Source organism: Cellulophaga lytica DSM 7489, from assembly GCF_000190595.1.
Lineage (GTDB): Bacteria > Bacteroidota > Bacteroidia > Flavobacteriales > Flavobacteriaceae > Cellulophaga > Cellulophaga lytica.
On record NC_015167.1, the window covers coordinates 103,146 to 126,088 of the forward strand.

Sequence of the window (22,943 nt, forward strand, 5' to 3'; positions counted from 1 at the left end):
AGATTGTCCCTTTTTTAGTATATTTAATTGTATGTAGCTTAAGCTAATACTTCCTTTACTTTATCTGCAGCTTCTTGGAATTGTACAGCAGACTGTACATCTAAACCAGAATTATCTATTAATTCTTTAGCTATATCTGCATTAGTACCTTGTAAACGTACAATAATTGGAACGTTTATAGTACCCATATTTTTATAAGCATCTATAACACCTTGTGCAACACGGTCACAACGTACAATACCACCAAAAATATTTATTAAGATTGCTTTAACAGCAGGATCTTTTAGTATAATTTTAAAAGCAGCTTCTACACGTGCAGCATCTGCAGTACCACCAACATCTAAAAAGTTAGCTGGCTCACCACCTGCTTGCTTAATTAAATCCATAGTTGCCATTGCTAAACCAGCACCGTTAACCATACAACCAACGTTACCGTCTAAGTCTACATAGTTTAACCCTAATGCACCCGCTTCAACCTCAATTGGGTTTTCTTCACGCAAATCTCTCATTTCTGCGTATTGCTTTCTTCTGTAAAGTGCATTATCATCTATAGATACTTTAGCATCTACAGCCATTATTTTATTGTCTGATGTTTTTAACACTGGGTTAATTTCAAACATACTAGAATCACTCTCTACATAAGCTTTGTATAAAGAAGCAACAAATTTTGTCATTTCTTTAAATGCTAAACCAGATAAGCCTAAGTTAAAAGCAATTTTACGTGCTTGAAAACCTAGTAAACCTGTTGCTGGGTCTATTTCTTCAGTAAAAATTAAGTGTGGAGTTTTTTCTGCAACCTCTTCTATATCCATACCACCTTCTGTAGAATACATAATCATATTTCTACCAGTAGCTCTGTTTAATAAAACAGACATATAAAATTCTGATGTTTCACTCTCACCTGGGTAGTATACATCTTCAGCTACTAAAACTTGGTGAACTTTTTTACCCTCTGCAGAAGTTTGCGGTGTAATTAGGTTCATCCCTATAATGTTACCTGCAATTTCTTCTACTTCGTTTAAATTTTTGGCAAGTTTAACTCCCCCACCTTTACCTCTACCACCAGCATGTACTTGTGCTTTTATTACATGCCATCCAGTGCCAGTTTCTTGTGTAAGTTGCTTTGCAGCAGTTACAGCTTCTTGTGCGTTATGAGCAACAATGCCACGTTGTATACGTACGCCAAAGCTTGCTAAAATCTCTTTTCCTTGATATTCGTGAAGGTTCATATATATTAGGTATATTTTGTTCTGGTACAAAAATAAGAAACCAAGGTCAATTTCTCTAATTAATTTTAAGTTAGCTTACTATAATTATAGTGTATACTCCTAAATAAATCATAAAAATGTTTTATTTATAACAAATTGTTATTTTTTAATAATATTGCAACTATATTTTTTGAAGCTATAAATAACTATCTTAGTTTTGTCTAATAAAATATAAACAATATACTTATGCAAGCATCCGATTTATTAAAAATTGCAAAAACATACGGAGATCCCGTTTATGTATATGATTCGGAAAAAATAGTTTCCCAATACCAAAGATTAACTAATGCATTTAAGGGTGTTAAAAAATTAAAATTAAACTATGCCGCAAAGGCGTTGTCTAACATATCTATATTACGCCTAATGAATTCTTTAGGTAGTGGTTTAGACACTGTGTCTATACAAGAAGTAGAATTAGGGCTTTTAGCTGGTTTTAAACCAGAATCTATTATATATACACCAAACGGAGTATCTTTAGAAGAAATTGAAAAAGCTGCTGCTTTAGGTGTACGTATTAATATAGATAACTTGTCTGTATTAGAGCAATTTGGTAGTAAACACCCAAATATTCCTGTTTGTATTAGAATTAATCCACACGTTATGGCCGGAGGTAACTCTAACATTTCTGTTGGTCATATAGATTCAAAATTTGGAATTAGTATTCATCAAATACCACATTTATTACGTATTGTAGACCTAACTAAAATGAATATTAATGGTATACATATGCATACTGGTAGTGACATTTTAGATATTGACGTTTTCTTATACGCTTCTGAAATACTTTTTGAAACTGCTAAAAACTTTAAAAACTTAGACTTTATTGACTTTGGTAGCGGATTTAAAGTACCATATAAAACTGGTGATATAGAAACTAACGTAGAAGAATTAGGTCAGAAATTAAGTGCAAAGTTTAATGACTTTTGTAAAGAATATGGTAAAGAATTAACCTTAGCATTTGAACCTGGTAAGTTTTTAGTGAGTGAATCTGGTTTCTTTTTAGCAAAAGTAAATGTAGTTAAACAAACTACATCTACAGTGTTTGCTAGTATAGATTCTGGTTTTAATCACCTAATTAGACCTATGCTTTATGGATCATCTCATGAAATTTTAAACATTTCTAATCCAGAAGGAAGAGAACGTTACTACTCTGTTGTAGGTTACATTTGTGAAACGGATACTTTTGCTAGCAACCGCAGAATTAATGAAATATCTGAAGGAGATATTTTATGTTTCCGCAACGCAGGTGCTTATTGCTTTACTATGGCTAGCAATTACAACTCTAGATTTAGACCACCAGAGGTATTATGGCACAATGGCGAGGCAATTTTAATAAGAGAAAGAGAAACTTTTGATGATCTTATTAAAAACCAAATAGATGTAAAAAATTTATTTTCGAAAAAAGAAATGAAAAAAGAAAAAGCCACTGCTAAATAAGCAGTGGCTTTTGCCTTTAACTAACTAAACTTACAAACTTTCTTCTAACTTATTTTCTAATTGTTTATTAAAATCTGATTCAAATTTTTCTTTAAAATTAACCTCCAACTCTAAATTACCTTCTGCATTTTTCTTTACATTTAATTTGTTTATGGTTGATGCAATTGTTAATACACTAACAGTTTCTAGTGCCTCTTTACCTGATTTATAACTTCCAATATTTTTAAGACTTTGTAGTAAACTAGAAAAAAATTGCTGCATCTGAAATTTTTCTATTTTAGAATCTTTTACCTCTTCGAGTGCTGTATTTACCAATGTAACACTAAAAGTGTTTTTTAAATACTCTTCTATTTCCCTCTGTATTCTTTTTAGCTCTAAAGGTGTTGGCACCAATTCATCTTTAACTTCAAAATATGTATCATCTGTTAAAATATCTACAAAACGCACAAAATTTATAATGCTAATACACGCTATATCTGCAATTTTAACATAACTAATTTTTTCACCAGAAACCAGCACCACAATACTATTTTCTACATTTATTTTTATTGGACTCCCTTCTAAAAACAAACCTGTAGTTAAATGCAAAGAAACAACAGCTTTACTTTTTTGATTAATAATTGTATTATGTTCTACAATTTTATCTAAAATAACTCTTGGAGTTTCTACCAATAAAGATGGAAAAAGTTTTTGTATATTCATCTTATACTATTTTAATTTATACAGCAAAATTATAAGCATTAGAACACCCATACTACCCTTGTTTTAGTAAAAACCAATCACGGTAAACAGGGAGTATAGTATATTTGTAAAATAATTTTTTATATTTTTCGTTAGCTTTGTTAAGGTTGATGGACTAAAAACTAAAATATTTACTATGAAATTAAAATCTATAAACGCTTTACAGATTTGTGCTATATTCTTTTTAGCATTTACATCTTTTACAACAAATGCTCAAGAAGTAAAATGGCTTAGCTGGGAAGAAGCTATAGAGCTAGCTGCAAAAGATAAAGAGCCTAAAAAAATGTTTATAGATGTTTACACAGATTGGTGCGGATGGTGTAAAAAAATGGATGCAGATACATTCCAAAATCCTGAAGTAGCTGAATATATGGCAAAAAACTATTATATGGTAAAGTTAGATGGTGAACGTAAAGAGCCATTAGAATACAAAGGACAAACTTATAAATTTGTTGCGTCTGGAAGAAGTGGTTACCACGAGTTTGCTGCTGCATTAATGCAAGGTAAAATGAGTTACCCAACTACTATTTTTTTAGATGAAAAACAACAAATGTTATCTCCTGTACCTGGCTACCAAAAACCTAAACCATTTTTAAAAATTGCCAAATATTTTGGTGAAGATATACACAAAACAAAAAAATGGGCTGAATATGACTCTAAAACAGAATAAGCCCACATATAGTATAAAAAAAGCGCTCTAAACTAGTTTAGAGCGCTTTTTTTATACTTAAATTTAAAATTTAGTCTATTACTTTTCCTTGCGTCACAAAAGACAAACCTTGCTGACCTTTGGTAGATATAAAAACACCTTCAAAAAGCGGATTACTTGATAACTTACTTATCTTCCAATTAAAAATAAAATTACCTCCAGTACCACCCTCTTTATTATGCTCATCTATAACAATAGCTACACTCTCCATAGGAGCTATATATATTGGCTTTTTTGCATAATTACGAATAGACTTACCTACTGTATTAAAATACTCTGCTTTTATAATATACAAAGTATCTGTACTGCTAGTATTACGCATATTTATTGTTGCTGTTAAGTCATGCGTTGTATGCTCTGACTGACTATAAACTTGTGAATAAACAGATAAATAAGTTTTACCTGCCTTTAAAGAATCTGGGATTTTAAACCCTACACTTCTCTTATCCCAGTTTACCGTACTTAAAGTATTAACATCCTTGTGCTCTGTACAAGAAACAACAGCAAATATTAGTAATAAAACAAAGCTTCTCATTATAATTTGTTTGAAAGACTAAGTTACATAAAAATAAATTTTATCTATACTATTATGCCTTACTAAAATACTTTTTCTTAAACCAGAATGATACTCTAACCAACAATATTAAAGCAGGTACTTCTACTAAAGGTCCTATTACACCTGTAAAAGCTTGACCAGAATTTAATCCAAAAACAGCAATAGCTACAGCAATAGCTAACTCAAAATTATTACCTGCAGCGGTAAATGCTACAGCAGTTGTTTTATCATAACTTGCTCCTGTTGCTTTTGTAAAGAAAAACCCTATAATAAACATTAATGTAAAGTATATTAATAATGGTATAGCAATAATTACAACATCCATAGGTATTTCTACAATTAACTCTCCTTTTAAAGAGAACATTAGCACAATAGTAAACAGCAATGCTATTAAAGTTAATGGTGAAATAGTAGGTATAAACTTAGTATTGTACCACTCTTCTCCTTTTAATTTTACAAGTATTAATCTACTTAAAATACCTAATAAAAAAGGAATTCCTAAATATATAGCAACACTTTCTGCTATAGCACTAACAGATATATCTACAATAGCACCTTCAAAACCAAAGTAAGGAGGCAAAACAGTAATAAATAGCCATGCATAAAAACTATACGCAAATACCTGAAAAATACTATTTAAAGCCACTAAACCAGCTCCGTACTCACTACTACCCTCTGCCAAATCATTCCATACAAGAACCATTGCTATACAACGTGCCAAACCTATTAAAATAAGTCCAACCATATACTCTGGATAATCTTGTAAAAAAATTATAGCCAAGAAAAACATTAATACAGGTCCAATAATCCAGTTAAGAATTAAAGAAATAGATAATATTTTTGTGTTTTTAAACACTTTTGGTAAGAGTGCGTAATTCACTTTTGCTAGTGGTGGGTACATCATTACTATTAGCCCAATTGCTATTGGAATATTTGTAGTTCCACTACTAAAAGAATCTATAATCCCCGGAAAACTTGGCACAAAATAACCTATACCTACACCTAGTAACATTGCAATAAAAATCCACAATGTTAAGTAACTATCTAAAAAACTTAATTTTTTACCCGCCATTATTTCTTAATATTTGAAAAGATATAAAACATTTCTGCAGCAATTTGCGTGCTTCTTTCTTGGTATTTTTCTGCTTGTTGTGGTGTACCATCAAAAGCTTTTGGATCTTCAAAAGTTATAGGAACACGTTTTTCTGCACCTGCTATAAAAGGACAACCACCATCTGCTTGCGAGCAAGTCATAATTGCAGCAAATTCTGAAGCAGGATTAAATTCTGCATCATACTTTTTAGAAAAACCAATAATTGGTGCTGCATTTACACCATATTTTATACTATAAACAGGATTGTCTTTACCTGCTAGTTTTTCTATTTTAAAGCCAGTGTTACTTAATGTGGTTGCTACCATAGGAAAAAGAGCTGTTGCTTCTGTTCCACCAGAATAACAAGTAACATTTTTAACATTAAAATAAGCTGCCATTGTTTGCGCCCATACTTGAGACAAGTGACTTCTTCTAGAGTTGTGTGTACAAATAAAATTTAAACGAATGTCTTCATTTTTAGTTGCTTTTTCTTGTACATAATCTGCTAAAGGTTGTAAAATTGCCTTACGCTCATTACTAACTTCTACTTTTTTTAAATCACCAATAAAGGAGTTAATTTCTTCAAAAATCATTTTTTAAACTTTTTAAATTCCCACAATTGCGCTTCTGCGCTCTAAAATTATATTATCTAGCCACTTACCGTTAAGTCTACCAATTTTTTCTCTGTAACCTATTTCTCTAAAACCACATTCTTTATGCAAGTGTAAACTAGCTTTATTAGCTCTCATAATACCAGCTTGTAACGTCCAAATATTATTTTGCTCACTAATAGTTATTAACTGTTTTAGCAGTAATTTACCATAACCTTTGCCTCTGGCATTAGCTGCCACATAAACACTAACTTCTGCTACACCGCCATAAACACACCTAGATGAAACTGCTGCTAAAGAAGCCCAACCTTGCATAGTACCCTCATTAGTAAATAATGCAATACACCCAAATGGCAAATGAGCTTTGCTCCACACATCCCAAGTTGGAACTTTAGTTTCAAAAGTTGCTACACCAGTGCTTATACCATCTTGATAAATTTTGGCTACACTAGAGTAATTAGCTTTAGAAATTGGTTTAAATTCCATTTTAGCAACAACCAGAATTAGGAGCACAACTATTGCCAGATGCTTGTATACTTGCTAGCTTTACCTTTTCTTTTTTTTCTGGAATACCACATTTATCTTTTGCTAAACAATCTGTTAATTTTGATGTAAGCAAAAAGTTAGTTCCGTCAAAATCTAATCCGTATTTACCAATAGTATCTCCTTGATATTCTACTTCTACTTCTAAATCTGGAATGCCTAAAACTTTTTCAGACAATTCTATTATGTTTACTAATTTTTCTGGATGCAATCTATGATCATAATCTTGCTCATTCCACAATTGAAAATTAACAACATCTTCATTTCTTACAGTACCACCACAATCAATAAAGTTTTTAGTTACCTTACCTACTTCTGTTACATGAAAATGACTAGGTACTAATTCTCCGTTTGGCAATTGAAATGCTATTTTTTCTAAGCTTTTTAAATTTGCTTTAACTTCTGATAATTTCATATAAATATTATTTTAAATTAAACTTAACAACAACTATTATTTTCTTCTAAATCTTGATCTAAAAACTGACTCATTACAGTTTTCATTTTTGTCCAATTTTCTTTATGTATACAGTAGCAAACACTTGTACCTTCTACATTACCTTTTATAAGCCCTAATAACTTTAATTCTTTTAAATGCTGAGAAATTGTTGGTTGTGCCAAACCAATAACTCCTACTAAATCTCCACAGATACACGTATTTATTTTAAATAAGTGTTGAAGTATGGCTACACGTGCTGGGTGACTAAAAGCTTTAGCGTAAATTGCTACCTGATTTTGGTCTTCTGTAAATATTTCTGTCTTTGCTAAACCCATAACTTAATTTGTTTATTGCAATATTACGATTAATATAAATACAAAAGCAAATTTTACTCAAAAAAAATGCAGCATAACTTAAAAAGCTATGCTGCATTTTTATAATATAAGTTATTATTTATCTACTGTAGTTAGGAGACTCTTTAGTTATAGTAACATCATGAGGGTGACTCTCATTAATACCACTAGCTGTAATTTTAACAAATTTACCTTTCTCCTTTAAAGACTCAATATCTTTAGCTCCACAATACCCCATACCTGCACGTAAACCACCAACAAATTGATGTATACTCTCATACAACTCTCCTTTGTATGGTACACGGCCTACTATACCTTCTGGTACAAGTTTTTTAATATCATCTTCTACATCCTGAAAATAACGGTCTTTACTACCTTGTTTCATAGCCTCTACAGAACCCATTCCACGGTAAGACTTAAACTTTCTTCCTTCGTATATAATAGTTTCTCCTGGAGATTCTTTAGTACCTGCTAATAAAGAACCTAACATTACTGTATCTGCACCAGCAGCTATAGCTTTAGGTATATCACCAGTATATCTAATTCCGCCATCTGCAATTACAGGAACCCCACTACCTTTTATAGCTGCTGCAACCTCTAAAACTGCAGAGAATTGAGGAAAACCAACACCAGCAACTACTCTAGTTGTACATATAGATCCTGGACCTATACCTACTTTTACAGCATCTGCACCAGCCTCTACTAAATATTTAGCAGCCTCTGCTGTTGCTATGTTACCTACAATAACATCTAACTCTGGAAATTTCTTTTTAACTTCCTTTAAAACAGCAACAACACCTTTTGTATGGCCATGTGCTGTATCTATAACAACTGCATCTACACCAGCATTTACTAACGCTTCTGCACGTTCTACTGCATCTCCTGTAACTCCTAAAGCTGCAGCAACCCTTAATCTACCATAAGTATCTTTATTAGCTATAGGCTTTAGAGTTAGTTTTGTAATGTCTCTAAACGTAATTAAACCAACCAATTTGTTGTCTTCATCAACAACAGGTAGTTTTTCAATTTTATTTTCTTGTAAAATATCTTCTGCTTGTGCTAAAGAGGTACCTTCACTAACAGTTACCAAGTTTTTAGAAGTCATTACTTCTGAAATTGGCCTGTCGTTATTTTTTTCAAAACGAAGATCCCTATTCGTAACAATACCAATTAATTTACCCTCTTCATCTACTATTGGAATGCCGCCAATGCTATACTCTTTCATATTCGCTTTAGCGTCACGCACAACAGAATTTAATGGCAAAGTAACAGGATCTATAATCATACCACTTTCTGCTCGTTTAACTTTACGAACCTTTGCTGCCTGCTCTGCAATGGTCATATTTTTATGTAACACTCCAATACCGCCTTCTTGCGCCATGGCAATTGCCATACGAGATTCTGTTACAGTATCCATTGCCGCAGAGACAATTGGTACATTTATAGTTATGTTTCTTGTAAATTTTGCTTTTATACTTACTTCTCTTGGAAGCACTTCTGAAAAAGCAGGAACAAGGAGTACGTCATCGTAAGTAAGACCTTCTCCAACAATTTTATTTAGGTGAGCTTGCATAGCAATTAAGGATTAATTGCGTGCAAATATACAATTTATAAATGTAAACAACCACATATTTACCAATAAGAGTTTTCACAATGTTTTCTTAACGTATGCATAGCATACGTATACCTCTCTTGTGCGGATGCTAAACAACCTTTAAAGCGTAATTTTTTAGGAACTACAACTGCATATACAAATTTACCTTTTGCTATATGCGCTAACCTTTTTAAGGTTTTTTCATTTAAAGTATCATAAACTTCTTTTACCCAAATGTGTTGCTCTTTATACAATATGGCTTTATCCCAAGCTAAACTTTCTTTTTCATTTAAAACAGTGGTATTTGAATATAAATTATACATACTTAAAAAAGCAGAATTAAATACTTTTTCGCTACCTATTTTTGCAGCATCTATAACATCATTTTTTAAAAACATTTTATATGGGTAATGAGTAGCTAAGTTTAATTTAGCAGAAATAAAATGTGCCATTCTTGGCCATACAACCTTATGTCCTTTTTCTTCTATTGACAATGCAAACCATTTGTAAAAATCTCTTCTTTCTGCTATAGTTTGATATTCTAAAAATAGATTATTAGTTAGATTGAAACTATTTGCTTGTTGCCAAGTAACCGTATTTTTCAATCGGTCTTTTTTAAACCAGTCTTTAGGCAAAAGTGTATTTCTTCCGGTTTTTTGCTGATATGCTTTAAAATTCTTCCATTCGGCAGCAAAGCTATCAACACAAAAAAAGAATACAATAAGAGTTACCAAGTAGCGCATAGTAGTATAAAGCTACTAAACTATACAGTAATAACTAAGTTGTGGCTTGTTTTTTAATTAATTGCCATAAAATTACCAGAGCAGATAACGTAAAAGTAAGTGTCATTAATGCACCCGAAATCATAATTATATACTTCATCCATAGCATACCAGACCATAGCATATAAATACCTCCAAATGTTAGCAATACAGACAAAAACGGCTCTATTGTTAAAAACAGTTTTAACTTTTTTGGTAGTTTTGTAAGCCACACCAAACCTCCTAATAAAAAGAAAATAAAAGACATAGACAATATATGTGTATGCACTGTAGTAAGCATTTCTCGCTTACTCTTTTTAAATTTCATTACCTCTGCATCTTCATCTTCTTCATTACCTAAATAGTTTTCTGTAATGCCTGCTGGTTTGGCTCCGGTGGTTTCATTAACAAACATAAGTCCTGTATAAAAACCAATAGACAAGATAACTACAAAAGCTCCTATAAATAGTTTTATTTCTGATGGAAAAGTGCCAAGTAGTCCGTTGTATTTCATTATAAAATTTTAAAATTTAATTTCTAGTGTAGCATAGTAATTTCTGTTGGCCGAAGGAATTATACCAGGACCAGGATATCCTGTTGCTCTTCTAGTAAAATATTCTTCATCTAATAGGTTATTTACACCTGTTTCTAATTTTAAAAATTTATATCTGTACGACATTGAAAAATCTAAAACATTATATTTTGGTATAACACCATTTACACCACTTAAACTTGGCTCTTTAGAGTTAGTAGCATCTGTGTATTGCTGTGTTAGGCTTGTATATTGTATGCTAGTTAACATATTTTTCCACCCAAATTTTACACCCGTTTTTAAGTTAAAATCCGGTACAAATTCTACTTTATTTCCTACAATACCATTTTGCTGAGACTGGGTATACTCAGAATTAATAAAAGATGTATTTATAAAATAATTAAAGCTAAAACTACTATTTATTTTAAACACCTTTTTTAAATTAAAATCTACTAAAGACTCTACCCCTATAATACGAGCATCACCAACATTTGTTCTTTCTTGCACCACACTACCATCATCTAAGGCTTTTGTAACCAAACCTATTCTGTCATTATAAAAAAGACCAAAAACACCTGCGTCATAAGAAATATAGTTTTTATAATTACCTCTAAAACCAAGATCTAAAGTATATCCTTTTTCATCGGATAAATCTCCAATTCTAAAAGAGGGGTTCACAATGTTTAAGTCAGAAAAAGTTACTGACCTGTAGTTTTGAGATGCATTACCATAAATCTCTAAAAACTTATTTGGCTTATAACTTGTTCCCAAACCAAATAATATAAAAGAACGCTCATTACTATCATTACTCTCTACCGTTTCATTTAAAATAACATTACCTGCTGCATCAGTATTTATTTTTTTAAAAAAACCGTCGCTCTCTGTTTTTATATATTCTACTCTTAAACCAGGTGTTAGAGACCAATTATCCTTTAGGTAAAATATATTTTCACCAAAAAATGCAATATTTAAATTAGGGTTTTTATAATTAGACTGCGACGGGTAATTAGGATAATCATTTATTGCAGAAGAAAAGTTAGCGTCACTACCATTACTTCCTGGCCCTTGTATAGATGTGTTGTTTGCCTTATAAAACTTAGTACCAATTAAGTAGGTTGCTTTTTTTCCAAAAAACGTATACTTGTCTAACAACTTAGCTTCAAAACCAAAGTTTTTAAAATCTCCGGTAATTAAATCTCTTTCTTCATTTGTATCTACTTGGTTTACTCTGTTTGTTCTAAAACCTAGGGCATCTCTAGATGCATTTAAACCAAAAAAGTTAAATAATAAGCTGGTATTTTCCGTAAAATTGTGTTTAAACTTTATATTATATAAAAGCCAATTAACTTTAAACCAGTTTCTTGCTCTATTACTTTGGTAAGGGTTTTCATTAAACATATTATCTGTTAACCCACCAGCTTGTTGTGCTAAATAATTTAAATATGTAACCTCTGTTTCTACTTTAGTTTTTGTACTTAATTGATACCCCAAATGCATAAATGCATTTTTAGAATTAAAGTATGAATTTGGCCTAAAACCATCTCCTTGCTTAAAGTTAAAACTAGCATAATAGCTAAATTTATTTTTTGTACCACTTACACTTGTATAATTGGTATACAAATTATTACTACCAACAGTGTTTCTTGTTAAAACTTCTATTTCTTTAGTTGAATTTGGCTTCTTAGTTACAAAATTAACTAGTCCTCCAAACTGAGTTCCGTATTGTAAAGACGCTGCACCTCTAATAATTTGTATTTCTTCTAAAGCTTCTGCAGGCGGAGTGTAATAGCTTTCTGGATACCCTAAAACATCTGCACTAATATCATATCCGTTTTGACGTGTATTAAAGTTAGATGTTCTGTTTGGATCTAAGCCCCTCCCTCCTATGTTTAACTGTAGGCCAGCATCATCATTTTGAAAAATATTTAATCCTACAACTTGACTATATATTTGCCTTGCATTATTAGAGGCTAAATTTGCTACAGATTCACTTACCAAAACAACCTCTGTTTTTTTACCTGCATAGATAGACGTACCTACAACATCTTCTAACCGTTTTAAATTAAAAATTTGAGCTTTTCTGGCTACAACTTCTACTTCTGTTAATTCTATTTCTACAGCAGATAATTGTTTATTTAATACAGTATTACCTACCACATTTACTATTTCTTCTTCTATGTTATACTCATAAGAAAAAAATACAATTTCTAATTGTTTCTCGTCTGTAATAAACTCATAGTAGCCTTTATTATTGGTAACAGAAACCTTACCCTTGGCTTTATTATAAATTTCTACACCACCTATAGGTACGTTATTTTCTTTAGATGTAACGGTTCCCGAAACTTTATACTGAGCATAAAGAGATGCGTTACAAAATATAAGTAGTAATACTATTTTAAAATCCTTTAATTTCATCGTTAAATGGTAAAATCCACGTTTTGTGTTTTAATAAATCTTTTTCTTTGTAAAGGTCTATACTTGGGTCTATGTACGGCTTACTTAACCTTCCATTAAGCGCTACATAACTCTCTACAAAAACCTGAACATTTTTATGTTTTTGTTTTTTAAAATGATCTCCCAAATAATGTGCATATTGCACTATAAAATCTGGCTGAGTGCTCATTTGTTTTTCTTGAAAAGGGGTTAAAAAGTCTGCGTTATTTACATAAAATTGCTTTTTAGTTTTACCATCTACAATTTTAAAATTTGCATAGCCCATTTTTTCCATAAGCATTACACGCCAAGAAAAACGATATCCTTCTTCTGTCCAGAAAAGCTCTCCAGGATACAACAAATACCTAAATGGTAGTAATAACTGAATAGTAAAAAACACAGCTAAAAAGCCTAATATTAATCTCTTTTTATTGATAGAGTATATATTTTGATCTTTTACCGCAGCTGTATTTTTAGTTATAGTGATAGGCAATTTATAACTTACTTTTCTTATATGATTGATAATTTTAATATGAAAGTTGTCACTAAAAAAGATAAGACTACTCACTATCATTATATAAGGAAACATACCTATAGGAAACAGAACTCTTGTTAATAAATGAAAAATAACTACAGCTATAAATGCTAAAATTCTAGTTCTCTTATAAAGTAGTAAAAACGGTATTAACAAATCATACAACATACCAGACCAGCTCATAAAGTAATGAACCCATTCTTGCTGTAAAATAGAGTTACCTATAAAAGGAACATCATACTTAGAAGGTAACCATATTTTTAGAGGCATAGCTCTAAATAGCCAATCGGAATTTATTTTTGCTAATCCCGCATAAAAATATACTATACCTAATAGTAGTTTTACACTATCTATAGTATAGCTTGGCACGTAACTATATGTTTTTTTTCTTAGGTAAGAATCTACAGAGAAGTACGCATTTGCAGGTAAAAAAATCATTAAAAAACTTAGTATACCTACAAAGTAATAATGGTTTAAGTAAGTAGTCTTATCCATTAACTCTATATAAGTAAAGCTTAAAAAAAATAAAAAGATTGCTAACCTGTATTTGTAACCAATTGCTACTAATATTGCTGTTATAGCGCAAATTATAAAGAAAACATAAGTGTAGTTTCCTATTGGCTTAATCCATTCAAAATTATAATATGTAAAATGAAATTTAGGCTTAATGTATAGTTCATAGATCCACCCTTTAGACCAAAACCTTAGAATACTTAAAAACATTAAAACACCAAAACAAACTCTAAATACCACCAAAGGCGCTATATGGCTTGTTTTACTTAAGTATGTTTTAAAATTAGCTGTCATTTTTATACAAAAAAAGATTCTCTAATACTTTAGAGAATCTTTAATTATTAGTTCTTTAGTATATTAATCTCCATCTGCATCTGTATAGTCTACATTTACACTAAATGCTTGCAACATATCTACTTTAATTAAAACAACTACTTTTTGTAGAGCATCATAAGCCTCTGTCATTTTAACATTATCTACATCTACTTGGTTAGATAAGCTAGCATCTAATTCTAACACCTTGGCGCTAGCATCATTAATTTTACCGTTAATAATAGCGTTTAAATCTTCACCTTGTGTAATATCATTTAAATAATCTAAATAATCTGCAAAACCTGTTCCGGTAGTGGTAGAGTTATAAGCTTTGCCATTAAAAAAATCTTGAATATTTTGTACAGCAGCAACTAATAAATCTTTTGAGTTTTTATCACTATAAAATGCTTCTACTTTAGAAGGTAAAGGTGTAGTAGAAAAAACTCCTGCAGGAATACCTACTTTGTTAGCGCGTAATCCTTTTTCAAAATAAAAAACAAAATCGTTAGCTAACTTATTAAAAGCACTTGTTGCTGTGTTCTCTGTACTAGCAATAAAAGTTTCTCTATAACCAGATTTCCAATCGGTTAATACAGTCTCGGTTAATATATTCATTTGGTTTACCAAGTCTGACAAATAAGTTTTGTATCCAGCTCCAGATGTTGTATTGGTGTACTTTTCTACAATATCCGCATTAGTTTCTGCTAAGCCAAATAATAAGTAATCTAAAGCAGGAAAACCAACAGCATCATTATTATTAGGGTGCGTTAAGTCATAAGTTCCCGAACCTACATTACTCTCTATATCATCTATAGACGTAGGATAAACATTCATTTGAAAAGCATAGTTAATTTCTTCTGCTTTTCCTATGTTGTACATTTCTACAGATTGCCAAACTTTATAAGCAGATAGCCATTTGTCTCTTAACGCAATTAAATTAATTTCTGAAGGAGATGCTATAAAATTATCCTTTTCTTCTTGTAAGTCATTTAACTTAGTAGATAAATCTTCGTAAGATGGTATAATTATTTTATCTGCAACATTGGTTAACAGTCCTCCCCTATTAAAGTCGTCTTTACCATTATTAACGGTATCAGAACTATCATCTGATGAGCTACAAGCATAAACCGTTAATGCAGCTATAAAAACAAAAATCACTCTCTTCATTTATCCTTAATTTTATTTATTCTAAATAAAGGGCAAAAATAAGAAAAAAGTAGTCATAAAATGACTATTTACGACTACTTTTTTAAAAAATGCTCCTAGTTAAAAACTTTTAGTTTACTGTTTCTTCTGTAGTAAAACCATATGCTGTAGCAATTTCATTAGAAATCTGATCTAATGTTGCTGGTGTAACATCCCAAAAGCCATTACCTGCCATTAATGTATCCATATAGCCATCAATAGTAGCTGCATCTAATACAGGAGAATCTGTAACAGTATCTCTAGTAAAACGTAGACTGTTTATAAAACCTAAAGCTTCAGATAAACTGTGAAAAGCAGAAGCCTTATCACTTTCTAACACTTCTTTACCAGATTGTAGGTAATAAACGCTACGTACTGCTACTACTTTAGAAACTTTTTCTCTAATAATTTGTGCTTGCTCATCTCTAAGCTCGTAATCTTTTGCTACAATTGCCGCTCTTCCTAATTTAAATGCCTCATAAATATCATTAGCAATACCTGTAAAATCTGAATCAGCTTCTACACTTGCTAAATATTTATTTAAAAAACTGTCTTTTCCTAATTCTGGCGTAGCAGGAGTATCTTCATTACCATATAAATATCCATAAGCTTCATCCCACTTATGTTCCATATTTGTATAGTTTTTACCATCTACTAAAGTACCCGCATCATTATCTGCTGCGTTAGTACCTTCATCTAAAACAGCAATGCTTAAGTAGTTGTTTAACATTTGATCTACCATTAAACCTCCTATTATAGATTTAGCAATTGCTTGGTTATACTCTAAACCTTTACCGTTTACGTATCTTGTAGATCCACCACCTATTTGCTGAATTTTACCGGCACTACCTGCAACAGCATCATCATCCCATTTAGGAAAAACCTCTGTTACTTGAGCACTAATCCACAAATCAAAATTTTCTTTTATAGCTATAGATGCTGTAGTATTAGTTGAAAAATAATCTGCAGATGCTGCAATTTTACTACGTACACTTTTGTTAGAGCTGTTTAAATCTGCATTAGAAAAATCGTTATTGTTTTCTTCATGAGCAAACATAGCATCTAATTTTTCTTCTGTGCTTGTATTATCTAAAAGAGCAGATATAAATTCTTCTGCCATTTGTATTCTAGTAGTTTGACCTCCAAAATCCACAGAACTCTCCCCATTATTTTCAAAGACATAAGTAGCAGGAACAACAACATTTGGATTATCGTTACCATCACCATTATCATCTGAAGAACAAGATGTAAAAATAACGCTTGTTAAAAATAAGCCTGCAAATAATTTATTTACTTTCATAAGTACTATTATTAAAATATTTTTTTGCAAATATCTCTAATAGAAACATATAAAACAATATTTATTTAGAACAAATAAAGATAATGGTGTTAAATTTTTAATTAACAGATGATTACACCTGAACTAATTAATGATATTTAGAAAATAATTCTGTTGCTTTATTGTATGCAGCTTCAAAAACCATCCAATTTACATTAGTATCTACCTTTTCTGCAGTAAAATAAGATAACATTTTTTCTGTGGGCATATTACCTGTTAAATCGTCTTTTGCCATAGGACAGCCTCCAAAACCTTGTATTGCGCCATCAAACCTAACACAACCTGCGTTATAAGCCGCCGCAACCTTCTCTTGCCATTTGGTTGGTGTAGTATGTAAATGTGCTCCAAATTTTACTTTTGGGTATTTTGGAATTAAATTAGAGAATAAATAATCTATAACATCTGGTGTAGAAGAGCCTACTGTATCTGACAATGAAATAATATTAACACCCATTTTTGCCAATTTCTCTGTCCATTCACCTACTATCTCTACATTCCAAGGATCTCCATAAGGGTTACCAAAACCCATAGAAATGTATGTAACAACCTCTTTATTTGCAGTATTAGCAATATCTAATATTTGCTTTAGTGTTTCTACAGATTGCGCAATTGTTTTATGTGTATTACGCATCTGAAAGTTTTCTGAAATAGAAAAAGGGTAACCTAAATAGTTTATTTCTTTATGCTTACTAGCATCTTGGGCGCCACGTACATTTGCTACTATAGAAAGTAGTTTACTCTGAGTTCTAGATAAATCTAAGTTTGCTAAAACCTCTGCCGTATCTACCATTTGTGGTATTGCTTTAGGTGATACAAAACTGCCAAAGTCTATAGTATCAAAACCACAATCTAATAAAGACTGTATGTATTTAACTTTTAACTCTGTTGGAATAAATTCTTTTATTCCTTGCATTGCATCTCTTGGGCACTCTGTAATTTTTACTTTAGCAGACATAAATTAATTGTTGACTTTTTCAAAATTACTACTATTTATCCGATAAAAGAATATAAATTCCTAAGCCTACAAAAACTACAATTTGCAACCATTTAAAAATATATCCAACTTTTTCATTTTTAATAATATAACTAGATATAGACCCCGCTAAAATGGCTATAATACTAAATACCACAAAGGAAACTACCATAAAAAGTACTCCTAACACATAAAACTGTACAATAGTATTAAGTGTATTACTAAATAAAAAACCAGGAAAAAAAGCTAAAAAAAACAATGCCACTTTTGGATTTAAAACATTCATTATAAACCCTTGTTTAAAAAGCGAAAATAAGCTTTTTTTTGGCGCGTTATCTCCCCCTAAAATAAGGCTTCCATCACTCTTAAAAACCTTATAGGCAATATAAAATAGGTACAAGGCTCCAAATATTTTAATTCCTAAAAACAAATAATCATTAGCTTTTATTAGTGCAGATACACCAAAAGCTAAAAGTGTTGTATGTACCAAACAACCAGAAATTAAACCCGCAACAGTTGCTAAACCATACTTTTTACCATTAACAAGGCTTTGTGTTAGCACATAAATATTATCTGGTCCCGGAAAAAAAGCTAGCAAAGTAGTGGCAGAAATAAAGGCCAAGAGTATATCTAAATTCAAAACATTTTTTTTAAAGTATGAAAAATACAAATTTAAAAAGTAGTTATCTATCTTATGGTTATCTTTAAACAAAATACCAATAATGAAAAATATATTTTTATTACTTTTTATGTGTTTATGTTTAACTAGTTACGCAAACATTAGCACAAATAAAAACTTAAAAACTTCTATGACTACAGCTAAAGACAGCGTATTAAGACACGTGGTTATTTTTAAATTTAAACCAGAAGCAACAAAACAACAAATTAAAACTATAGAAAAAGCCTTTAGTGCTTTACCCTCTAAAATAGCACAAATAATGGATTATGAGTGGGGATTAAACAATAGTCCAGAAGGTTTAAGCAAAGGGTTTACACATTGCTTTTTTGTAACTTTCAAAAATGAAGAAGACCGCGCAATTTACTTACCGCACCCAGACCATAAAGCGTTTGTATCTTTACTTACACCTGTGTTAGAAGACGTATTTGTATTAGATTATTGGAGCAATTAAGTGTTAGCTAAAATTGCTTTATTTATTCTTTTTATTAATCTAGGACCTTCATATATAAAACCGGTGTAAATTTGTATTAAATCTGCTCCTGCATTTATTTTTTCTAACGCGTCTTTTTCAGAGTGTATACCTCCTACTCCAATAATAGGAAACGCTTTATTGCTTTTTTCTGCTAAAAATCTAATAACCTCAGTACTTCTGTTAGTTAACGGCTTACCACTTAAACCTCCGTTTTCTTTAGTAATACTTTCTGGTGATTTTAAGTTGTTACGTTCTATGGTTGTGTTAGTTGCTATAACTCCGTTTATTTTTGTTATTGCTACAATGTCTATAATATCTAACAATTGCTCATTTGTTAAATCTGGTGCAATTTTAAGTAAAATTGGTTTAGCTTTTACTCCTTTTTGCGTAACATACTTTTTATTTTCAGTAACTAAAGCATTTAACAAATTGGTTAACGGTTCTTTGTCTTGTAATTCTCTTAAGCCAGGTGTGTTTGGTGAACTTACATTTACAACAAAATAATCTACGTGTGGGTATAATGCTTCAAAGCAAATTAAATAATCTTCAACAGCACCATCATTAGGTGTAATTTTATTTTTACCAATATTACCACCAATTAACACATTGTGTTGCGCCTTTAAACGCTCTACTGCCTCTAACACTCCTCCGTTATTAAATCCCATACGGTTAACAACTGCGCTATCTGCTTTTAATCTAAACAAACGTTTTTTAGGGTTACCAGTTTGTGGCTTAGGTGTTAATGTTCCTATTTCAATAAAACCAAATCCAAAGTTAGACAGCTCTTTAAAAAGTTTAGCATCTTTATCAAAACCTGCTGCCAAACCAACAGGGTTTTTAAATTTTATCCCAAAAACTTCTTTCTCTAATCGTTTATCATCTACTACATACATTGCTCTAAATAAACCTCCAAAACCTATTTTAGAAAAAAACTTGATTAATGAAAATGATAAATGATGCACCTTTTCTGGATCCATCAAAAAAAACAACGGCCTAATAATAGCTTTGTACATAGAATTTTAAAATTTTGGCAAAAATACAAACTACCTAGATGTAGAACTATTTTACAATTGGTTTTTATTAACAGTTTTTACAATTTTTATAACTAAATACTAAGAGCCAATTGTCTTAAAAAATCTAAATAAACTGTACTTTTGAGTAAATTAAATACTTATGCAAGACATATTAGATAGATTTTTAGGTTATGTAAAAATAGATACGCAAAGCGATGCAAGCTCTAATACAACACCAAGTACAGCTAAACAATGGGATTTAGCCAACAAGCTTGTTGCAGAACTTAAAGACATAGGATTGGAAGATGTTACCATAGATGACAATGCATACATAATGGCTACATTACCAAGTAATATTGATAAAGAAGTACCTACAATTGGTTTTATTGCTCATTTTGATACTACACCAGATTTTTCTGGAACTAATGTAAATCCGCAAATTATAAGAAATTATGATGGTAAAGACATTGTATTAAATGCAGAAGAAAACATTATTTTATCTCCAGATTATTTTGAAGATTTATTACAATATAAAGGCCAAACTCTTGTTACCACAGATGGTACTACACTTTTAGGTGCAGATGACAAAGCTGGTATAACTGAAATTGTTACCGCAATGGAATTTTTAATTGCACACCCAGAGATTAAACACGGTAAAATTAGAATTGGCTTTACTCCTGATGAGGAAATTGGTCGTGGTGCACATAAATTTGATGTTGATAAATTTGGTGCAGAATGGGCATATACTATGGATGGTAGCCAAATTGGTGAGTTAGAATACGAAAACTTTAATGCTGCAGGTGCACACATTACAATACAAGGTAAAAGTGTACACCCAGGTTACGCTAAAGGAAAAATGATTAATGCTATTGGTATTGCGCAAGAAATTATGGCTGCTTTACCTAACAAAGAGGTGCCTGAACATACATCTGGCAGAGAAGGTTTTTACCATATACATACTATTAAAGGAGAGATAGAAAATGCTGAATTAGGCCTAATTATTCGTGATCATGAAAGAAGTTCTTTTGAAGACCGAAAAAAAGCCTTAGAGACCATAGTATTTAGGCTAAATGAAAAATACAATAACTGCATTGAGCTTTCTATTAAAGACCAGTACTACAATATGAAAGAAAAGGTTATGCCTGTTTACCATATTGTAGAAACCGCCAAAGAAGCAATGGAGGCATTAAATATAACTCCTATTATAAAACCTATACGTGGTGGCACAGATGGCTCACAACTAAGTTATATGGGCTTACCTTGTCCTAATATTTTTGCTGGTGGGCATAATTTTCACGGAAAATATGAGTATGTACCTGTAGAAAGTATGGAAAAAGCTGTAGAAGTTATAGTAAAAATTTGTGAACTTACTGCTACTAAATAAACTATAAATGAGTTCTAACAATACAGATGCTAAAATAAAAGTTGATGCTTATTTTAATAAAGAACAGCCTTTTAAGCAAGGTATTGCCTTTTTAAGAAAAATTGCTTTAAACACAGAACTCACAGAAACTTATAAATGGGGAGCTCCTGTTTATACTATAAACAACAAAAATGTTATTGGTATTTTGGCTTTTAAGCATCATTTTGGAATTTGGTTCTATAATGGTGCTTTGCTTAAAGACCCTAAAAAAGTATTATTAAATGCCCAAGAAGGAAAAACTAAAGCTATGCGGCATTGGAAATTTTTAGCTGTTAATGATATAAACAAAGAAACCGTTACAGATTATATTTTAGAAGCTATAGAGAATCAGAAAAAAGGTATTGAAGTTACTTTTACTAAAAATACAGATGTAAAAATACCTGAAATATTAACTGGTGCTTTAGATAAAAACATAGACCTTAAGCGTAAGTTTAATTCCTTTACACCCTACAAACAAAAGGAATTTATTACTTATATAAATGAGGCCAAAAGAGATGCTACAAAGCTAAACAGATTAGCAAAATGCATTACACTAATACAGGATGGCATAGGTTTACATGATAAGTATAGAAAATAAAAAAAGCATCAATTTGTAAATTGATGCTTTTTTATGTGAGTAACTCTAAGAGTTTACTTTTTTTCTGCTACTGGTTCATTTAATTTTTTGCTCATTTCCATAGAAATAGCAGATCTAGAAAACTTAATTTTACCAGCCATTGTCTCAATTACACAAGACATATCTTTATCATTTAAATCAAAGATTTTACCGTGCATACCGCTTTTGGTAATAACCTTATCTCCTTTTTTTAATTGTTCTGCAAATTTCTTTTCGTCTTTAGAACGTTTCATTTGCGGTCGTATCATAAAAAAATATGCTACTATAAATATTCCTACCATTGGTAGAAATGGGTACTGATCTAATATTTGTTGCATTTTATTATTTTAAAGGTACTGATGCTGCTGCACCATTTTTAGGGTTTACAAATGCCTTAATACGTAAAGTTTCTCTTCCTTTAGCTGTATTTGCTGTTACTGTTACTGCTTTAGTTACCTGGTTTTGACCAGAACCATTAAATTTAACTAACAACTCACCAGATTCTCCTGGAGCAATTGCTTTGTTTTTTGGGTATTCTGGAATGGTACAACCGCAAGTACTTTTTGCATCAGTAATAATTAATGGTGCTTTTCCTGTATTTGTAAATGTAAAAACTGTTTGTTGTGGTGTTCCTTGCTCAATAGTACCAAAATCAAACTCAGTTCTATCAAAAGTCATTACAGGCAAGTCTTTAGCATTGTTGTCTCTTTCTGCTGCGCTATCTACATTAGCCATAATTATTTTATTAGAAGCGTTGTCTTTACAAGCTGTAAAAGACATAGCAAAAACAGCAGCTCCAAATAGTAAAATAATTTTTTTCATAATTCTTATTTTTAA

Annotated in this window: 25 protein-coding genes; 5 read left to right on the forward strand and 20 right to left on the reverse strand. The window is 31.1% G+C overall.

What is annotated here, in order from left to right; genetic code table 11:
* Positions 1-38: 38 nt before the first annotated feature.
* Positions 39-1,229: an ADP-forming succinate--CoA ligase subunit beta gene (sucC, locus tag CELLY_RS00505; protein ID WP_013619687.1), complete on the reverse strand. Its 1,191-nt coding sequence runs from the start codon at positions 1,227-1,229 to the stop codon at positions 39-41.
* Between the two features lie 225 nt (positions 1,230-1,454).
* Between sucC and lysA the strand changes: the two genes are divergently transcribed.
* Positions 1,455-2,705, forward strand: coding sequence for a diaminopimelate decarboxylase (gene lysA / locus CELLY_RS00510; RefSeq protein ID WP_013619688.1), 1,251 nt, complete (start codon positions 1,455-1,457; stop codon positions 2,703-2,705).
* A gap of 30 nt (positions 2,706-2,735) precedes the next feature.
* On the opposite strand, the gene CELLY_RS00515 is transcribed toward lysA, so the two are convergent.
* Positions 2,736-3,407 (reverse strand): hypothetical protein, encoded by a 672-nt coding sequence (locus CELLY_RS00515; RefSeq protein ID WP_013619689.1) that lies wholly within the window; start codon positions 3,405-3,407, stop codon positions 2,736-2,738.
* Between the two features lie 175 nt (positions 3,408-3,582).
* Here CELLY_RS00515 and CELLY_RS00520 point away from each other — a divergent pair, with 175 nt between their 5' ends.
* A complete protein-coding gene (locus CELLY_RS00520) occupies positions 3,583-4,116 on the forward strand; it encodes a thioredoxin family protein (protein WP_013619690.1) in 534 nt (177 codons plus the stop codon).
* 70 nt (positions 4,117-4,186) lie between these two features.
* Here CELLY_RS00520 and CELLY_RS00525 read toward each other — a convergent pair whose 3' ends face one another.
* The 15 genes from CELLY_RS00525 to CELLY_RS00595 form a co-directional block, all read right to left on the reverse strand.
* Positions 4,187-4,690, reverse strand: coding sequence for a DUF3124 domain-containing protein (locus CELLY_RS00525; protein WP_013619691.1), 504 nt, complete (start codon positions 4,688-4,690; stop codon positions 4,187-4,189).
* Between the two features lie 52 nt (positions 4,691-4,742).
* Positions 4,743-5,783, reverse strand: coding sequence for an ACR3 family arsenite efflux transporter (gene arsB / locus CELLY_RS00530; protein WP_013619692.1), 1,041 nt, complete (start codon positions 5,781-5,783; stop codon positions 4,743-4,745).
* Positions 5,783-6,397, reverse strand: a complete 615-nt coding sequence (locus tag CELLY_RS00535) for an arsenate-mycothiol transferase ArsC (protein WP_013619693.1) — start codon at positions 6,395-6,397, stop codon at positions 5,783-5,785. The genes arsB and CELLY_RS00535 overlap by 1 nt, the downstream gene beginning before the upstream one ends.
* A gap of 12 nt (positions 6,398-6,409) precedes the next feature.
* Positions 6,410-6,901, reverse strand: coding sequence for a GNAT family N-acetyltransferase (locus CELLY_RS00540; RefSeq protein WP_013619694.1), 492 nt, complete (start codon positions 6,899-6,901; stop codon positions 6,410-6,412).
* 1 nt (position 6,902) lies between these two features.
* Positions 6,903-7,373, reverse strand: coding sequence for a DUF6428 family protein (locus tag CELLY_RS00545; protein WP_013619695.1), 471 nt, complete (start codon positions 7,371-7,373; stop codon positions 6,903-6,905).
* Between the two features lie 23 nt (positions 7,374-7,396).
* Positions 7,397-7,729 (reverse strand): ArsR/SmtB family transcription factor, encoded by a 333-nt coding sequence (locus tag CELLY_RS00550; RefSeq protein WP_013619696.1) that lies wholly within the window; start codon positions 7,727-7,729, stop codon positions 7,397-7,399.
* Positions 7,730-7,847: 118 nt separating this feature from the next.
* Positions 7,848-9,320, reverse strand: coding sequence for an IMP dehydrogenase (gene guaB, locus CELLY_RS00555; RefSeq protein ID WP_013619697.1), 1,473 nt, complete (start codon positions 9,318-9,320; stop codon positions 7,848-7,850).
* A gap of 59 nt (positions 9,321-9,379) precedes the next feature.
* Positions 9,380-10,084: a hypothetical protein gene (locus CELLY_RS00560; protein ID WP_013619698.1), complete on the reverse strand. Its 705-nt coding sequence runs from the start codon at positions 10,082-10,084 to the stop codon at positions 9,380-9,382.
* 34 nt (positions 10,085-10,118) lie between these two features.
* Positions 10,119-10,616 carry a hypothetical protein gene (locus CELLY_RS00565; protein ID WP_013619699.1) on the reverse strand — a complete coding sequence of 166 codons (498 nt, stop codon included), beginning with the start codon at positions 10,614-10,616 and terminating at the stop codon, positions 10,119-10,121.
* A 9-nt stretch (positions 10,617-10,625) separates the two neighbouring features.
* Positions 10,626-13,049, reverse strand: coding sequence for a TonB-dependent receptor domain-containing protein (locus tag CELLY_RS00570; protein ID WP_013619700.1), 2,424 nt, complete (start codon positions 13,047-13,049; stop codon positions 10,626-10,628).
* Positions 13,030-14,409 carry an HTTM domain-containing protein gene (locus CELLY_RS00575; RefSeq protein WP_013619701.1) on the reverse strand — a complete coding sequence of 460 codons (1,380 nt, stop codon included), beginning with the start codon at positions 14,407-14,409 and terminating at the stop codon, positions 13,030-13,032. The genes CELLY_RS00570 and CELLY_RS00575 overlap by 20 nt, the downstream gene beginning before the upstream one ends.
* Before the next feature lie 63 nt (positions 14,410-14,472).
* Complete coding sequence (locus tag CELLY_RS00580) at positions 14,473-15,594, reverse strand: imelysin family protein (protein WP_013619702.1); 1,122 nt, start codon at positions 15,592-15,594, stop codon at positions 14,473-14,475.
* Between the two features lie 109 nt (positions 15,595-15,703).
* Positions 15,704-16,912 carry a DUF4856 domain-containing protein gene (locus tag CELLY_RS00585; RefSeq protein WP_013619703.1) on the reverse strand — a complete coding sequence of 403 codons (1,209 nt, stop codon included), beginning with the start codon at positions 16,910-16,912 and terminating at the stop codon, positions 15,704-15,706.
* Between the two features lie 127 nt (positions 16,913-17,039).
* Positions 17,040-17,906 carry a hydroxymethylglutaryl-CoA lyase gene (locus tag CELLY_RS00590; RefSeq protein WP_013619704.1) on the reverse strand — a complete coding sequence of 289 codons (867 nt, stop codon included), beginning with the start codon at positions 17,904-17,906 and terminating at the stop codon, positions 17,040-17,042.
* A gap of 31 nt (positions 17,907-17,937) precedes the next feature.
* The gene (locus CELLY_RS00595; RefSeq protein WP_013619705.1) at positions 17,938-18,564 is read right to left on the reverse strand and encodes a LysE family translocator; all 627 of its coding nucleotides are present in this window, start codon (positions 18,562-18,564) and stop codon (positions 17,938-17,940) included.
* 82 nt (positions 18,565-18,646) lie between these two features.
* Here CELLY_RS00595 and CELLY_RS00600 point away from each other — a divergent pair, with 82 nt between their 5' ends.
* Complete coding sequence (locus tag CELLY_RS00600; protein WP_013619706.1) at positions 18,647-19,054, forward strand: Dabb family protein; 408 nt, start codon at positions 18,647-18,649, stop codon at positions 19,052-19,054.
* On the opposite strand, the gene CELLY_RS00605 is transcribed toward CELLY_RS00600, so the two are convergent.
* Entirely contained in the window at positions 19,051-20,088 is a 1,038-nt protein-coding gene (locus tag CELLY_RS00605; protein ID WP_013619707.1) for a quinone-dependent dihydroorotate dehydrogenase, read from the reverse strand. The genes CELLY_RS00600 and CELLY_RS00605 overlap by 4 nt on opposite strands.
* Before the next feature lie 160 nt (positions 20,089-20,248).
* On the opposite strand from CELLY_RS00605, the gene pepT reads away from it, so the two are divergent.
* Complete coding sequence (gene pepT / locus CELLY_RS00610; protein WP_013619708.1) at positions 20,249-21,472, forward strand: peptidase T; 1,224 nt, start codon at positions 20,249-20,251, stop codon at positions 21,470-21,472.
* Positions 21,473-21,479: 7 nt separating this feature from the next.
* Positions 21,480-22,088 carry a YdeI/OmpD-associated family protein gene (locus CELLY_RS00615; protein WP_013619709.1) on the forward strand — a complete coding sequence of 203 codons (609 nt, stop codon included), beginning with the start codon at positions 21,480-21,482 and terminating at the stop codon, positions 22,086-22,088.
* Between the two features lie 53 nt (positions 22,089-22,141).
* Here the strand turns inward: CELLY_RS00615 and yajC are convergent, their stop codons facing one another.
* A complete protein-coding gene (gene yajC / locus CELLY_RS00620) occupies positions 22,142-22,444 on the reverse strand; it encodes a preprotein translocase subunit YajC (RefSeq protein ID WP_013619710.1) in 303 nt (100 codons plus the stop codon).
* Between the two features lie 4 nt (positions 22,445-22,448).
* Entirely contained in the window at positions 22,449-22,928 is a 480-nt protein-coding gene (locus CELLY_RS00625; protein WP_013619711.1) for a DUF1573 domain-containing protein, read from the reverse strand.
* Between the last annotated feature and the right edge of the window lie 15 nt (positions 22,929-22,943).

Excerpts from the sequence above, each read along its gene's own strand:
- sucC (WP_013619687.1), bottom strand. The coding sequence starts at position 1,229 with ATGAACCTTCACGAATATCAAGGAAAAGAGATTTTAGCAAGCTTTGGC.
- lysA (WP_013619688.1), top strand. The coding sequence starts at position 1,455 with ATGCAAGCATCCGATTTATTAAAAATTGCAAAAACATACGGAGATCCC.
- CELLY_RS00515 (WP_013619689.1), bottom strand. The coding sequence starts at position 3,407 with ATGAATATACAAAAACTTTTTCCATCTTTATTGGTAGAAACTCCAAGA.
- CELLY_RS00520 (WP_013619690.1), top strand. The coding sequence starts at position 3,583 with ATGAAATTAAAATCTATAAACGCTTTACAGATTTGTGCTATATTCTTT.
- CELLY_RS00525 (WP_013619691.1), bottom strand. The coding sequence starts at position 4,690 with ATGAGAAGCTTTGTTTTATTACTAATATTTGCTGTTGTTTCTTGTACA.
- arsB (WP_013619692.1), bottom strand. The coding sequence starts at position 5,783 with ATGGCGGGTAAAAAATTAAGTTTTTTAGATAGTTACTTAACATTGTGG.
- CELLY_RS00535 (WP_013619693.1), bottom strand. The coding sequence starts at position 6,397 with ATGATTTTTGAAGAAATTAACTCCTTTATTGGTGATTTAAAAAAAGTA.
- CELLY_RS00540 (WP_013619694.1), bottom strand. The coding sequence starts at position 6,901 with ATGGAATTTAAACCAATTTCTAAAGCTAATTACTCTAGTGTAGCCAAA.
- CELLY_RS00545 (WP_013619695.1), bottom strand. The coding sequence starts at position 7,373 with ATGAAATTATCAGAAGTTAAAGCAAATTTAAAAAGCTTAGAAAAAATA.
- CELLY_RS00550 (WP_013619696.1), bottom strand. The coding sequence starts at position 7,729 with ATGGGTTTAGCAAAGACAGAAATATTTACAGAAGACCAAAATCAGGTA.
- guaB (WP_013619697.1), bottom strand. The coding sequence starts at position 9,320 with ATGCAAGCTCACCTAAATAAAATTGTTGGAGAAGGTCTTACTTACGAT.
- CELLY_RS00560 (WP_013619698.1), bottom strand. The coding sequence starts at position 10,084 with ATGCGCTACTTGGTAACTCTTATTGTATTCTTTTTTTGTGTTGATAGC.
- CELLY_RS00565 (WP_013619699.1), bottom strand. The coding sequence starts at position 10,616 with ATGAAATACAACGGACTACTTGGCACTTTTCCATCAGAAATAAAACTA.
- CELLY_RS00570 (WP_013619700.1), bottom strand. The coding sequence starts at position 13,049 with ATGAAATTAAAGGATTTTAAAATAGTATTACTACTTATATTTTGTAAC.
- CELLY_RS00575 (WP_013619701.1), bottom strand. The coding sequence starts at position 14,409 with ATGACAGCTAATTTTAAAACATACTTAAGTAAAACAAGCCATATAGCG.
- CELLY_RS00580 (WP_013619702.1), bottom strand. The coding sequence starts at position 15,594 with ATGAAGAGAGTGATTTTTGTTTTTATAGCTGCATTAACGGTTTATGCT.
- CELLY_RS00585 (WP_013619703.1), bottom strand. The coding sequence starts at position 16,912 with ATGAAAGTAAATAAATTATTTGCAGGCTTATTTTTAACAAGCGTTATT.
- CELLY_RS00590 (WP_013619704.1), bottom strand. The coding sequence starts at position 17,906 with ATGTCTGCTAAAGTAAAAATTACAGAGTGCCCAAGAGATGCAATGCAA.
- CELLY_RS00600 (WP_013619706.1), top strand. The coding sequence starts at position 18,647 with ATGAAAAATATATTTTTATTACTTTTTATGTGTTTATGTTTAACTAGT.
- CELLY_RS00605 (WP_013619707.1), bottom strand. The coding sequence starts at position 20,088 with ATGTACAAAGCTATTATTAGGCCGTTGTTTTTTTTGATGGATCCAGAA.
- pepT (WP_013619708.1), top strand. The coding sequence starts at position 20,249 with ATGCAAGACATATTAGATAGATTTTTAGGTTATGTAAAAATAGATACG.
- CELLY_RS00615 (WP_013619709.1), top strand. The coding sequence starts at position 21,480 with ATGAGTTCTAACAATACAGATGCTAAAATAAAAGTTGATGCTTATTTT.
- yajC (WP_013619710.1), bottom strand. The coding sequence starts at position 22,444 with ATGCAACAAATATTAGATCAGTACCCATTTCTACCAATGGTAGGAATA.
- CELLY_RS00625 (WP_013619711.1), bottom strand. The coding sequence starts at position 22,928 with ATGAAAAAAATTATTTTACTATTTGGAGCTGCTGTTTTTGCTATGTCT.